This window comes from Pseudorhodobacter sp., from assembly GCF_030452865.1.
Lineage (GTDB): Bacteria > Pseudomonadota > Alphaproteobacteria > Rhodobacterales > Rhodobacteraceae > Pseudorhodobacter.
This window is the reverse complement of the sequence record NZ_JAKDLJ010000055.1, coordinates 1-13,614: the sequence shown is the minus strand read 5'-3', so window position 1 is coordinate 13,614 and position 13,614 is coordinate 1. Positions and strand designations below refer to the sequence as shown.

At 58.6% G+C, this 13,614-nt stretch carries 13 protein-coding genes; 10 read left to right on the top strand and 3 right to left on the bottom strand.

Annotated elements, in window-relative coordinates; translation table 11 throughout:
* Positions 1 to 961: glycosyltransferase (locus L0H65_RS05405; RefSeq protein WP_301457815.1), on the bottom strand; the 961-nt coding region annotated here is incomplete at its 3' end.
* A 136-nt stretch (positions 962 to 1,097) separates the two neighbouring features.
* Between L0H65_RS05405 and L0H65_RS05400 the strand changes: the two genes are divergently transcribed.
* Positions 1,098 to 2,093 (top strand): polysaccharide deacetylase family protein, encoded by a 996-nt coding sequence (locus L0H65_RS05400; RefSeq protein ID WP_301457814.1) that lies wholly within the window; start codon positions 1,098 to 1,100, stop codon positions 2,091 to 2,093.
* On the opposite strand, the gene L0H65_RS05395 is transcribed toward L0H65_RS05400, so the two are convergent.
* The gene (locus L0H65_RS05395; protein WP_301457813.1) at positions 2,090 to 3,106 is read right to left on the bottom strand and encodes an NAD-dependent epimerase/dehydratase family protein; all 1,017 of its coding nucleotides are present in this window, start codon (positions 3,104 to 3,106) and stop codon (positions 2,090 to 2,092) included. The genes L0H65_RS05400 and L0H65_RS05395 overlap by 4 nt on opposite strands.
* Here L0H65_RS05395 and L0H65_RS05390 point away from each other — a divergent pair.
* From L0H65_RS05390 to L0H65_RS05370, 5 genes are all read left to right on the top strand, one after another.
* Positions 3,105 to 3,566, top strand: coding sequence for a hypothetical protein (locus L0H65_RS05390; RefSeq protein WP_301457812.1), 462 nt, complete (start codon positions 3,105 to 3,107; stop codon positions 3,564 to 3,566). The two genes, L0H65_RS05395 and L0H65_RS05390, sit on opposite strands and share 2 nt — an antisense overlap.
* Positions 3,563 to 4,468, top strand: a complete 906-nt coding sequence (locus L0H65_RS05385) for an NAD(P)-dependent oxidoreductase (RefSeq protein ID WP_301457811.1) — start codon at positions 3,563 to 3,565, stop codon at positions 4,466 to 4,468. The genes L0H65_RS05390 and L0H65_RS05385 overlap by 4 nt, the downstream gene beginning before the upstream one ends.
* Before the next feature lie 362 nt (positions 4,469 to 4,830).
* Positions 4,831 to 5,274 (top strand): MarR family winged helix-turn-helix transcriptional regulator, encoded by a 444-nt coding sequence (locus tag L0H65_RS05380; RefSeq protein WP_301457810.1) that lies wholly within the window; start codon positions 4,831 to 4,833, stop codon positions 5,272 to 5,274.
* A complete protein-coding gene (locus L0H65_RS05375; protein WP_301457809.1) occupies positions 5,271 to 6,413 on the top strand; it encodes an HlyD family secretion protein in 1,143 nt (380 codons plus the stop codon). Before L0H65_RS05380 ends, L0H65_RS05375 begins: the two co-directional genes overlap by 4 nt.
* Entirely contained in the window at positions 6,410 to 7,951 is a 1,542-nt protein-coding gene (locus L0H65_RS05370) for a DHA2 family efflux MFS transporter permease subunit (protein WP_301457808.1), read from the top strand. The genes L0H65_RS05375 and L0H65_RS05370 overlap by 4 nt, the downstream gene beginning before the upstream one ends.
* 62 nt (positions 7,952 to 8,013) lie before the next feature.
* Here L0H65_RS05370 and L0H65_RS05365 read toward each other — a convergent pair whose 3' ends face one another.
* Complete coding sequence (locus tag L0H65_RS05365) at positions 8,014 to 9,114, bottom strand: LacI family DNA-binding transcriptional regulator (protein WP_301457807.1); 1,101 nt, start codon at positions 9,112 to 9,114, stop codon at positions 8,014 to 8,016.
* Positions 9,115 to 9,306: 192 nt separating this feature from the next.
* Here L0H65_RS05365 and L0H65_RS05360 point away from each other — a divergent pair, with 192 nt between their 5' ends.
* From L0H65_RS05360 to L0H65_RS05345, 4 genes are all read left to right on the top strand, one after another.
* Positions 9,307 to 10,287: an ABC transporter substrate-binding protein gene (locus tag L0H65_RS05360; protein ID WP_301457806.1), complete on the top strand. Its 981-nt coding sequence runs from the start codon at positions 9,307 to 9,309 to the stop codon at positions 10,285 to 10,287.
* A gap of 137 nt (positions 10,288 to 10,424) precedes the next feature.
* Entirely contained in the window at positions 10,425 to 11,939 is a 1,515-nt protein-coding gene (locus tag L0H65_RS05355; protein ID WP_301457805.1) for a sugar ABC transporter ATP-binding protein, read from the top strand.
* The gene (locus L0H65_RS05350) at positions 11,932 to 12,897 is read left to right on the top strand and encodes an ABC transporter permease (protein ID WP_301457804.1); all 966 of its coding nucleotides are present in this window, start codon (positions 11,932 to 11,934) and stop codon (positions 12,895 to 12,897) included. The genes L0H65_RS05355 and L0H65_RS05350 overlap by 8 nt, the downstream gene beginning before the upstream one ends.
* A partial coding sequence (locus tag L0H65_RS05345) for an ABC transporter permease (RefSeq protein WP_301457803.1) occupies positions 12,894 to 13,614 on the top strand: 721 nt, incomplete at its 3' end. The genes L0H65_RS05350 and L0H65_RS05345, both read left to right, overlap by 4 nt.

Sequence of the window (13,614 nt, the reverse complement as noted above, 5' to 3'; positions counted from 1 at the left end):
GACGGCGCGCAACCCTGCGTGCGTTGCGCATTGTCCGTATCGCGCTGGCAGGAAGTGCCGCGAAGCCAAAGCGCGCCCACGCCTTGGGACGCAAAAGAATATGCGGCTCTGCCCTGACGATCATCAGGGTCTTGCGGCATATTCCGGCAAAACCGCTGCCCAACCGCGTCATGTGAAGTGTATCGAGCGCCTGTTGCGCCACCGCCAGACGCGCTTGCCGCATCTCAGGCTGAAGGTGCTGCGCTTCTGGCCAGGCAAAGGCTTGTTCCAACCCGGCAAGATGGTCATCAAACATTTTGCCGTCGGCATATAGCTCAAACGACACGCTGTTTTCATGCACCCGGTACCGGGCCAGCGGTTCGTTCATGAACAGCACATCCCCTTGCAGCGACATTTTCAGAAACAGCCAGGTGTCCGAAAGCAGGCCCCATTGTTCATCCATCGCACCCAGAGTCTTGACGGGTGCTGTGTGCATGATCATGGTTGAAAAGCAGAAGCCTTCGGTAAAGCAGCGCAGGAATGCCTCATCGCCAGAACTTCGCGCAGGCCAATCGCCGCCCATCACCCCGACACGATTCCCGTCGCCGTCAATCCAGATTGCGCGTCCATGTAGCAGTTTGGCCGCAGGCTCCGCCTTCAGCCTTGCGACCGCCGCAGCAAGGAAACCCGGTTCCAGAATATCGTCTGCGCCGAGGACCATGAAAAAGCGACCTTTCGCCGCCTTGATCCCCCGCGTGATATTGCCTGCCATCCCGACATTCAGCGCCGCACGGACATAGACACAGCGCGGATCGGTGAACCCCGCCATCACCTCCGGGGTGGCGTCAGTCGAGGCGTTGTCGAAGACCAGAACCTCGATGTTGTCACAGGTCTGGTCAAGCGCTGATTGCACCGCCTCAGCCAGCCAGTGCGCGGCATTGTATGTTGGTATGATGACAGAAACGATTGGCTGAGTGCTCATGTGATCAGGCCTTTCCCATCTGGATTTCATCGTGCAGCACCGTGCAAGGACTGGCAGAAGCCACCGCAATAGAGTAACCCCGAAAAGGGGGTCTGGCGACATTCATTCCAACGGCTGAAATCGACGGGGAGGTGACATGCGACGGCTTGTAAAGGCGATTGATCTTGGTCTCGCCCATATCATGCGTCCTGCCCAAAGCGGTGTGGCGATCCTTGGGTTCCACGGGCTGATGCCGGACGACGGCGCGGATGGTGATGGTACGGTCGATCCCTATCAACCCTTCACCTGCTGCGATTTGGACCGGCTGATCACAAGCGCACGCGCGGCGGGGCTTCGCTTTATCTGCGGTCGCGACCTTGATCGACTGGCAACCGGGGGCCGGGCCGATAGCGGCACGGCGATCTGGCTGACCTTTGATGACGGTTACGCCAACAACCTTGGCGCCCTGCCGATTCTGCGCAAGCACTCGGTTCCTGCGACCTTTTTCATCACTTCGGGGGCCGTCGCCAGCGGCGACGCCTTCTGGTGGGATGTCCTTTATCGCGAGGGGCGCAGACGTAACCAAAGTATCCAAGCGCTCGCCGCACGCCGAGAGGCGTTGAAGGCATGCCCACCCGCCGCCATCCGCGCAACCTTGATCGCCGATTTTGGTGAGACTGCTTTTCGCCCCTGCGGAGATTTGGACCGCCCGATGACAGCGCCGGAACTCTCTGCTTTTGCGCGTGATCCGTTGGTGGAAATCGGGAATCACACCCAGAACCATGCCATCCTGTCTATCCTCCCGGAAGCTGATCAGCGTCGGGAAATCGCTGGTAGCCAAGATTTTCTGGCCCGTGTTACGGGCAATGCCCCGCAGGTCATCGCATACCCCAACGGCGGCGCCACGCCAGCGACGCTGCGGATCGCTGGCGAAAGCGGTTTGATGACGGGGGTTACATGTCTGCCCCACCGCAATGCCCTTCCGCCGCACCAATCGAGCGGCGAACAGATGGCCCTTGGCCGCTTCATGGGATTGCGTCACGATGCTATGGAACGCGAAACCCGGCTCGCCTTTGCGACACCTGCGCTTGCACAATACAACGCTGTGCGCAGCAGGCGCCCGCTTCTTGACCCGGACATGCCACATGACTAGTCGTTCGCCTGAACCGCCAGCCTTGCAGCATTTCTGTTTGATTGCCACAAGTGGTTTGGCATCCTGCGGTCAGAACCCGACCGCACATCCATCACCATCGGTTCAAAATCTGCCTGGTACAGATGCAGATTGGCGCGATACCAGTCAACGATTCCGGCAATATCATCGGGCAGGTGGCGCTTCGGTTCCCAGCCAAGCGCCATCATCTTGTTGCCACGCATGCCATAGCGACTGTCATTATGCGGCCGGTCGACACCGTGGCGCACAAACGTCTCTTTGGCGATCCCGATGCTATCCGCAACGAGGTTGATCACCTCCAGCACGGAATATTCGCGCGATGCCGGGATGTTGTAGACTTCATTGTCCTTTCCCTTCGCAAGAATTGCCGATGCCGCATGACAAAAATCTTCGACATGCAGAAAAGATCGTTTTGTCGCGCCCGTCCCGTGAATGGTGAAGGTGTTTCCCAGCAAGGCATCGCAGATCAACTTCGGGATCAGTTTTTCGGGATACTGACGGGTTCCATAAATGTTGTTCGCCCGCGTGATGCGAACTGGCAGGCCAAAGGATTGCGCGAAGCATTTCACGAACATCTCTGCCGCCGCTTTGGACGCAGAATAGGGATTCGTCGGGTTCAGCAGGGTCTTCGCCGTTGCGTCCATCTCGCGGCAGTCGCCATAAACTTCATCTGTGCTGATATGCAGGAATTGGCCGATGTCGCAGTCGACTGCCGCCTGGAGCAGATTGACCGTTCCCTCAATGTTCGAGCGCAGAAATGGCTTCACATTCCGGTAGGAATTGTCGACATGCGACTCCGCCGCTGCGTGAATCACAAGATCAGTGTTGCGCAGATTGGCCTTGAGCAGGGCAGGGTTCAACAGTGACCCTTCGACCAGCCTGACCTGACCCGATGCCACGGATTCGTCCAGATGCTCGCGCCGCGCCGCATAGCTGATTCGGTCGATAACCACGATTTCAGCCGTCGGATATTGCATACAAAAATGGTCAGTCATGTGGGACGCAATGAAACCGGCCCCCCCGGTAATCACAATCTTTCTCATCATTCCAAAATTCTCCAGCAGCAGTCCGGAGCAGCACAAAAATCTGATGGGATTCAACAAAAACCGAACCCAACGACCATTTGGCCGCTCAAAAAAACAATTTCAGTGCCCAAAAAATAAATGCGGGCAACTACTCAATCCGTCGTCGTCTAGGCTAAATAAGCATGCCCAACCCGAGCTGTCCTGCCTCAATGCAGTCGCTAATTTTTTATTAATATATGTTAGGATTCAGTTGCGAATGATGCAAGTCTTTCTTCGCGGCGGTCGGCAGGTCGTCCGCGTGTTCCGTTGGAAGCTGACGGTGGTCCACAGCCGCACGCCGGGCAGCAAGCGCGTGGAGTCGGGGGCCGCGAGAGATGACGTTGCATTGCTGCCTGACCAAAAGCAACAACACCAAGGAGCAGGCGAATGAAGCGAATTCATCCTAGTGGCGGCCATTTGATCGTTACTGGTGCATCCGGTTTTCTGGGCCGGGCCGTGGTGACGCAGGCTCAGGCGCAAGGATTGCGGGTAACGGCGCTGACCCGGTCCGACGTGGATTTGCGCGATCCACTTGCTTTGGCAGCGGTTATCGCCCGCACCACCCCTGACATGGCCATTGATGCTGCCGGTGTGGTGCCAGGTCCGAGCAATCCCGATTTTGCGGAAAACACGGTGCTGACGCAGGGGTGGCTCGACGCATTGGACCGTGTGCCACAACCGCCGCGCTTGGTTCTGGCAGGTTCCGCCGCCGTTTATGGTGATGGTGCCGCACAGCACCGTGCGACCCGCGAAACGGATCCGATGCTTCCTACAAGTGCTTACGGACGGGCAAAGCTGCTTTCGCTGGATCTTGCGGTGGCAGCGTGCGTGCAACGTGGATGCGACGTACAAACAGGGATCGTGTTCAATCTTATCGGCGAGGGGCAACCCCCACACATGGTTCCGCGCGTGTTTATCGAGCGAGCACTGGCCGCGAAAAACGGGCGGCTGGAGGTGGGTCACTGCGGCGATGTGCGTGATTTCATGCATATCTCAGATGCCGCAGATGCATTGATAGCGATGGCCACACATGGCGTGAAGGGCGATGTGTTGAATATCGCGACGGGCAGGCCGACAAAGATTTCCGAGGTTCTAGACATCATATGCGGGAGCGTCGGTGTTGCCTGGCATTCCCAACCCGATTCTGATGGGTTACGCGCCGATCACGTCTGTTACGGGGATTCGACCCTGTTACAAGAAAGAACGGGATGGCGGCAACAATTCAATCTGGAAACTGCATTGCTTCGTGCTGTCCAAGCGGCCCGCCACCAGAACCGGCGGTTTCAAGTCTGACGTTAACGGTTCGATCCCGGCATCTGCTGCATAGGATGAATCGATCTGGTTCTGAACGCAGTTGTTTCGCGGGATGCGCTTCGGGCCGAACATTCGTCGCCATGGCGGTGCCCGTTGCCCGGCTGAGAATTTCATCGCTGAGAAATCCGCGCGATGGCTGCTTGGTGACAAATATTTGGGAATGTTCTGAGGTTTCTCGCATGACAGTTGAATTTTGGATTTGATGTGTGCGTGTATGATGACCCCTTTCGCGAGGATAGGCGCGCATCGCGCTAAGTTGAATTGAGTCCGGCCATTTTCCCTCTTTGATACTCTACGGTGCCATATTATATCGTCGCGTAGATAAGTGGAGGAAGGGAATAGTGCAAAATCTGGGTCTCATGCTCCACGACGCTGCCCGCTTGATAAAGAGCGAGTTCGAAAGGCGCGCACGAGGGCACCGATTGTCGCTGATGCAGTGGCGAACCCTGGGGGCGCTGCATCGCAGTGACGGAATATCCCAGACTGCGCTGGCTGCGCGGGTCGAAGCAAGCCAAATGACGATGAGCGATATCATTGACCGGCTTGAAGCTGATGGGCTGGTGCGGCGCGAGAGCGATCCGTCGGACCGACGCGCAAAGCTCATCCGGATTGCCGATGCCGCCGGGCCGATCGTTGCGGACATGCACGCCATTGCCAACGATGCATATGCAACGGCATTGCAGGGGATATCGCCAGCGGATCTTGAGGGGCTGACCCGATCTTTGCAACAGATCGTGACCAATCTCGAAATCGCTGCAACTGAACACAAGGACGATGCCCGATGAATGCCCCCACGAAGCGCGTGGACGCAGTGGAGGAACCTGCTGCGCGCGCATCCACGCCGCCGGATGCAGTCATTGCGATGGAAGCTGACGCCAAACCTGCCCCGCCGGAGATACGCAAGCCGTCCAAACGCCGAACGCGCGCTTTGATGCTGTCCGTCCCGCTGCTTCTGATGCTTGCCGGGGGCTATGTCTGGCTGACCGGCGGTCGCTATGTGAGCACCGACAACGCCTATGTGCATCAACCGATCGTAAGCATTTCGCCAGATGTGTCGGGTCGCATCATCAAGGTCGATGTAACGGAAAATCAGGCAATTGCAGCCGGTGCCCGGATCTTTCAGATTGATCCGGTGCCATTCCGAATTGCACTGGACGAGGCTGATGCCGCCTTGGCTGCCGCGCGGCTCTCGGTCGGGCAGTTGCGCGCGGGTTATGCCACCGCGCAGGCGACGCTCGCCGCCGCCGAGCATATCAAGGATGTTCACAGCCGCGAATTTGAGCGCCAACAAACGCTTGCAGGACGCGGCATCGCGTCAGCCGCCGCATTGGACGAAGCGACAACGGCGGTCTATACTGCCGACAGCAATGTGAAACTGGCGCAGGCCGGTGTCGCCTCCGCGGCGGCGGCGCTCGGCGGTGATCCCGGGGTCGAGACCGACACATTCCCCGGCGTTCGTGCCGCAATCGCACGACGCGCCGCTGCGGAACGCGATCTTTCCATGGTAGACGTGGTTGCACCGGTCGCGGGCAACGTCAGCCAGATCGAAAGCCTGAATATCGGCCACTATGTAACGCCCGGCGTCAGCGTGGCCAGCATCGTCGAGACCGCCAACACCTGGATCGAAGCGAATTACAAGGAAACCCAGCTGGAAAACTTGCAAATCGGCCAACCGGTTGAGGTTGAGATCGACGCCTATCCGGGGGTTTCGTTGCATGGCACTGTTGAAAGCATAGGTGCGGCAACCGGGTCGCAATTCGCTTTGATCCCTGCGCAAAACGCCACCGGAAACTGGGTGAAGGTCGTGCAACGGCTGTCGGTGCGCGTCAGCGTTCTGCCCAACGCCAACCATCCCCTGCGCGACGGGATGAGCGCGAATGTGTCGATTGACACCGGATTCTCGCGCCTAGACAAACTGAAATGAGCGCGGCGCCCGGCCTGTCCAAACCGGCACTGGTGGTCGCACATCCCGGTTGGCTGACCGCAACAATCATGCTGGCGACAATCATGCAGGTGCTCGATACCACGATTGCCAATGTCGCATTGCCGCACATGGCTGCCAGTCTGGGGGCCGCACAGGATGAGATCACCTGGGTTCTGACCTCCTACATTGTCGCGTCGGCCATCGCGACTCCGGTGACGGGTTGGGTGACGGACCGCTTTGGGCGACAGGCGGTCTTTGCGGTTGCCATCGCCGGATTCACCTCGGCATCTTTGGCGTGTGGCATCGCAGGCAGCCTGCCGGAAATGGTCATTTTTCGTATCATTCAGGGCATTTTCGGCGCGGTGTTGGTTCCGTTGGCCCAAGCCGTTATCCTTGACATCAACCCGCGTGAGAAGATCGGGCAGGCCATGGCGATTTATGGCGCGGGCATCATGGTCGGCCCGATCATCGGCCCAACCCTTGGCGGTTGGTTGACCGAATCCTTCAACTGGCGGTTTGTCTTTCTGATCAACCTTCCTGTCGGTCTGTTGGCGCTGACGGGCGTAGTTGTGTTCTTGCCCAAAAACGCGTTGAAGCAGCGTCGGTTTGATTTCTTCGGTTTCGCGATGCTGGCGATGGCGGTCGGGGCGTTGCAACTTCTGCTGGACCGGGGCCAAACCGTAGACTGGTTCCAATCCGCTGAGATATGGCTTTACCTCGGCCTTTCAATCACCGGGTTCTGGGTGTTCATGGTCCACTGCTGGACCGCCAGCGACCCGTTTATCGACTTCAAGATCTTTGCGGATCGCAACTTCTCAATGGGCCTGATATTCATTTTCATCATCGGGCTTACGCTGTTCTCGGGGCTGGCACTTTTGCCGCCGCTTTTACAAAATCTGCTGGGATATCCGGTCATTACCACCGGCATTGTCATGGCCCCGCGCGGAGTTGGCACGATGCTGTCGATGATTGTTGTAGGACGGCTGGTGTCGCGTTTCGACCCCCGGCTCCTGATCAGCTTCGGGTTGGGGATGACGGCGTGGTCACTGTGGATGATGTCGGGGTTTGACATCAGCATGGACCGCCAGCCGATCATCATTTCGGGGCTGATACAGGGCTTTGGGCTGGGCTTCGTTTTTGTCCCGCTTTCAACCGTCACTTTTGCTACGCTGGCGTCCAGTTTTCGCGGCGACGCGACTTCGCTTTTCAGTCTTGTGCGCAATGTCGGCTCGGGCGTCGGTATTTCCATCGTGACGACCGTTCTCGCGCGGATGATCAGCGTGAACCATGAAGAGCTGGCCTCACGGCTAACCGCCGACGCGCCGCAGGTCGCCCATCTGGTGCCCGGTCTTTTATCCGCAAACCCGGTGATGGTGGCGCGGATCGACGGATTGGTAAGCCAACAGGCCGCAATGATCGCTTATGTCGACAACTTCCTGCTGATGCTGTTCTTTACGATTGCAGCTTTCCCTATCGTCTTTTTCCTGCGCGCCCCAAAACGCGCGGCACCCGCAAGCGTTCCGCCGCCGGAGCATTGAGCAGCGGCGGATTTGGTGTTCGGTCGCTCGCGTCCGGATTGGGGAGAAATGCCGGCCTTGCCCTACCCGGCGCGTTTGGCAACAGAACTGCGTCGGACCAAGGGGCAATCAACCTTGAGAATTGGGTATCGTTGACCATCGCCAAGCCCGCGTTGCGCAACCGCCCATTGGCCCATGGTGCGGTGAGGCAGGATCAGCGTCGTCAGTTGCGGGTGCAAATGCAGCGAAATTTCCTCGTCGTCATAGCCAACCACAGATACATCCTGCGGAATTCGAATACCCGCCTCTTTCAACGCCTCATAGCAGCCAACCGCCATCCGGTCGTTCTGGCAAAAGATCGCGGTGGGCGGATCGTCAAGCGCCAGCAGCTTTTGCGTGGCCTCGAAACCGGTATTGGCCGACCAGTTTCCCTCGATCACCAAGGCAGGGTCAAAGCCGATATCGGCAGCAGCAAGCGCGCGGCGGTAGCCTTTCAGCCGGTCGCGCGCGGCCTCCATCCACGGCTCACCGGTGATATGGCCGATGCGTCGGTGGCCATGGTCGATCAGGTGTTGCGTCGCGGTCTGCCCGCCGGCGATTTCGCTTGGGACAGCAGAAGGGAACCGGTGATCGTCGGTGTAACAATTCAACAGCGCAACGGGGATGGTCAAATTCTGGATGAATTGAGGCAAGTGAACCTTGCGTGTGAAAATCGTCATATAGACCAAGGCATCCGCGCCATTTTCTACCAGCGCGCGAATGGTTTTCTCCTCCATTTCCGGTGCGTTCATGGTTTGCGCAACCAAGATGACATCGCCCGCCGCCCATGTCCCTTGGCGCGCACCGTCGATGGCGACGACGGCCTCCGGGCTGGTGGCGAGTTGATCCACAACAAACGCGACGGTTCGGTATGGCTGCGTATCTGTGGCGGGGCCAAGCGGGGCGTTGGGCTGGATATGCGCGAAACTTGGTGCGGCATAGCCTAAACTGCGCGCCGCCTCGATCACACGAAGGCGCGTATCTTCCGAGATTTTGACTCCAGCAGTGGAATTCAGCACAAAGGAAACCGTCGCCTGAGAACATCCCGCAGCCGTGGCCACATCCGTCATCGTGACACGGCGCTGACCCTTTGTGCGGCCAAGCTGCGGCTCGGTCGGGGTAATTTTCGCAACATCCGACGCCAATCTGCTTCCTTCAGAACTCAAACCCGTTGCGAGAGGGACCGCACCAAGTTTGCGGGAATCCATCCCACAGGCACGATGCACGGGGGCAGGGGAATGTGCAATTGATAATCATAAATTTAGATTGACTAATAATTATTAACGATGCAGGCTTTGCAGGTCGATCACACGAATGACTCTTGGGAGGAGCTTCAGATGACTTTATCGCGCCGTCATTTCATTATTACCGCGGCGGGAGCCGCTGCTGCCTCTGCCTTCGCGCAGGCTGCTTTTGCTGATCTGCCAAAACTGGCGAAGAAGGAAACCTACAAGGTTGGCTTCGCCCAGACCGAAAGCAACAATCCTTGGCGTTTGGCCCAAACCGCCTCGATGCAGGATGAGGCCGCAAAGCGCGGCTGGCAGTTGGTTTACACCGATGCCGCAGGTTCGGCAGCCAAGCAGGTTTCCGATGTCAACTCCATGATCGCGCAAGGCGTTGATCTGATTTTCCTCGCCCCGCGTGAAGAAAAGCCGTTGATTCCGGCGATTTTTGCCGCCCGTGATGCGGGTATTCCGGTCATCCTGCTGGACCGCAGCGTTGACGCAACCCTTGCCAAGCCCGGTGTGGATTACGTTACGTTCATCGGTTCCGACTTTATCGAGGAAGGCAAACGCGTCGGCGATTGGCTGGTGGCGAACGCCAATGGAAAATCCAAAATTCTTGAGTTGGAAGGCACCACCGGTTCGTCACCCGCCAATGACCGCAAAAAAGGTTTTGACGATGTGATTGCCGCCAATTCCGGCTTTACCATCCTTGCCTCACAGTCCGGTGATTTTGCCCGCGACAAGGGGCGTCAGGTCGCTGAAACCCTGCTGCAAGCGCATCCCGATGCCGATGTCATCTATGCCCATAACGACGAAATGGCGATTGGCGCGATTTCCGCGATTGAAGCTGCGGGCAAAGTGCCGGGCAAGGATATCTTGATCCTGTCCATTGACGGCGGAAAAGAGATCGTACAACTGATCATTGACGGGAAAGTGGCTGCCGCTTGCGAATGTAGCCCGCTGTTTGGCCCCAAAGCCTATGACACCGCGGTTGCCTATGCGGCTGGCGATACGATTCCCGGCAAGCTGATCAACCCTGACCGCTTCTATGACGCAACCAACGCGAAAGAGAGCTTGGCGGCGGCCTACTGATCGGGTCATAATCACCGAAACATGCTGGTTCCTGCCGTGTGGTTTCCGATACTTGGCCGCATGGACCCGCGATTAAATTTCCTGCCCGCCGACATTATACCGGCGGGCAGAGATGAAAATTCTGCGTAGGGTAGCCGATGACGACACCCCTTCTGTCGATGCAAAACATCTCAAAGCATTTCGGCGGCACGCCTGCGCTTACCGAAGCGTCGCTGACCGTCGACGCGGGGGAGGTTCATGCCCTGATCGGGCAGAACGGTGCCGGTAAATCAACGCTGATCAAGATCCTCACCGGATATTACACCAAGGACAGCGGGCGAACCCGATACCAAGGCGACGATTTCACCCCTGCATCGCCCAAAGCGGCACAGGCCGCAGGCATCAGTACCATCTATCAGGAGGTCAATCTGGTGCCGATGCTTTCGGTAACCGAAAACATCTGTCTCGGGCGTGAACAGCGGCGTTTTGGTCTGTTGGATTGGCATGCAATGCAGGTGGAGGCGACACAGCTTCTGGCCCGGTTTGGCATCGCCATTGACATGACCCGCCCGGTTGGCAGCTATAGCACGGCAACTCAGCAAATGATCGCCATCGCCCGCGCCATCGGATTCTCCGCGCGGCTGGTGATTATGGACGAGCCAACCTCATCGCTGGACGAACGCGAAACCGAAGTGCTGTTTCAGGTGATCCGGGGCCTCAAATCGGATGGAGTTTCGGTGATTTTTGTCAGCCACCGGCTCGATGAGCTATATGCCGTCTGCGATCGTGTCACCATCATGCGCGATGGGCGCACCGTGAAAACCGGCTCAATGGCCGAAGTGGACAAGCTGGAACTGGTGTCCACAATGCTTGGCCGCGATGTGGCGCGCAGTGCGGGGCGGACGACCGGGTTCGGCGCACCCGCTCACGCGGCGGGAGCCGTGGTGCTGTCAGTGCAGGGGTTGAGCAATGGTCATTCGGTGAAAACCGTTTCGCTCGACGTTCGGCAGGGCGAGATAGCCGGGCTTGCAGGCTTGCTCGGATCAGGGCGCACGGAAACCGCGCGGATGATCTTTGGCATTGATCCCGCCACCGCAGGCAAAATGACCATCGCGGGGGCAGCGCATCGACCGCGGCAACCCGCCGACGCCATCGCCGCAGGTCTGGGCTTTTGCACCGAGGATCGCAAAGTCGAAGGTATTGTGCCGGATATGAGTGTGGCGGACAATATGATGTTGGCCTTGATGCCGGCGCTGTCGCGTTCTGGCATTGTCGATGAAGCCCGGCAGCGAGAGATTGTCGCAGGGTTTATTCAAAAACTGGGGATCAAATGCACGGGGCCGGGGCAAAAAATCCGAGAGTTGTCGGGCGGCAACCAGCAAAAGGTCTTGTTGGCACGCTGGCTGGCGATGTCGCCGCGTCTGCTGATTTTGGATGAACCGACACGCGGAATTGACGTGGGCGCCAAGGATGAGATTCAGCGCCTGATCCGCGAACTGGCCGATCAGGGGCTGGCGGTGCTGATGATCTCCTCGGAACTTGAGGAGGTGATCGAGGGGGCCGACAGCGTGTTCGTGCTCCGCGATGGTCATAGCGTCGTGCATCTGACCGCCGAGCAGCGCAGCGAATCTGCCGTGCTCGCCGCGATGGCCGAAGGGGACGCGCATGGCTGAGCAGGTGAACGATTTTCTGCGTCGCTATGGCACGCTGGCGGCCCTTGGCTTGCTGATCCTGCTCAACCTTTTGATAACCCCGAATTTTGCCACGTTGCAAACGCTGAATGTCAATCTGACGCAGGTGGCGACCATTGTGATTGTCGCGGTGGGGATGACACTGGTGATCGCGACTGGCGGGATTGACCTGTCGGTTGGCTCTCTGATGGCGATTGCGGGGGCTTTGGCGCCGATGGTGTTCATGGGCAAGATCGTGGCAATCGGCAATATCTATGTGGCTGTGGCGCTTGCGATGTTGGTGGCCGTGGTGGCGACAACCATTCTGGGCGCGTTCAACGGCTTTTTGATTGCGCGCTACCGCATCCAACCCATTGTTGCCACGCTGGTCCTGTTCATCGCCGGGCGCGGCGTGGCGCAGGTTATCACCAACGGCAATCTGCAAGTGTTCAAGGTGCCGGAGTTTCAATTCATCGGCCTTGGCCGCGTATTGGGCATTCCGGTGCAGGTGATCCTGATGCTGGTTTTCGTTGCGCTGGCCGTGTGGATTTTAAGGCGCAGCCTGTTTGGTCGGCAACTGTTGGCGGTTGGCGGCAATGAAAAGGCCGCGCGCTTGTCAGGGATCAGCACAAGGCGCATCAAGATAGCGGTCTATGCGATTTCGGGCTTCCTCGCCGGGGTCGCGGGGCTGGTGGTGATTGCCATCAATTCGGCCAGTGACGCCAACCTTGTCGGCCTTGGGATGGAGTTGGACGCGATTGCCGCTGTCGCAGTTGGTGGCAACCTGCTCAGCGGTGGGCGCGCGACCGTGTTCGGCACCTTGATCGGCGCTCTGACCATCCAACTGGTGCGTTATACGCTTTTGGCAAATGGCGTACCGGATGCTGCGGCTTTGGTGGTGAAAGCCGCGATCATCATCCTTGCGGTCTGGCTGCAACAACGCGGGAGGGCGGCACAATGAAACCCGTTGGCAAATTGATGGCAAGTTACGGCGTGGTTATGGCTTTGGCGGCGCTGATCCTGTTCGGCTGGCTGCGCTATGACTACTTTCTGGGCAGCTTCAATGTGCTCAGCGTGCTGCGTTACAATTCGATGTTTGCGATGGTGTCTCTCGGTATGTGCTTTGTGATCATGACCGGCGGGATTGATCTTTCGGTTGGCTCCACTGCCGCTATGTCCAGCGTGATTGCCGCCTATGCAAGCCCCTATGGTGCTGTGCCGGGCCTGCTGGCGGGTCTTGGCGCGGGGCTGGCGGTAGGGGTGTTGAACGGGGTGATCGTGACGCGGTTGCGGATCATGCCGTTTATTGCCACGCTTGCGACCATGCTGGCGGCGAGCGGTGCTGGCCTGCTGTTTGCGGGCAATCAATCGGTATCGGTGTCCTATGAAAGCGGCTTTACCGCGCTTGGCCAAGGCAATCTTCTGGGCTTTCCGGTTCCGGCAATCATGGCGATCATCGCCTATGCGGCGGGGTCGGTGGTGCTGAACCTGACAAGCACCGGACGCACCGTTCTGGCGATTGGCGGCAATGAGGATGCCAGCCGCCTGATGGGCCTGCCTGCCGACCGCGTGACCTTTCTGGCCTATTTGGCTTCGGGTGGGCTGGCGGGGCTGGCGGGGGTAATTCTGGCCGCGCAATTCGGCGCGGGCCAGCCGATCGAAGGCGTGGGCTGGGAGC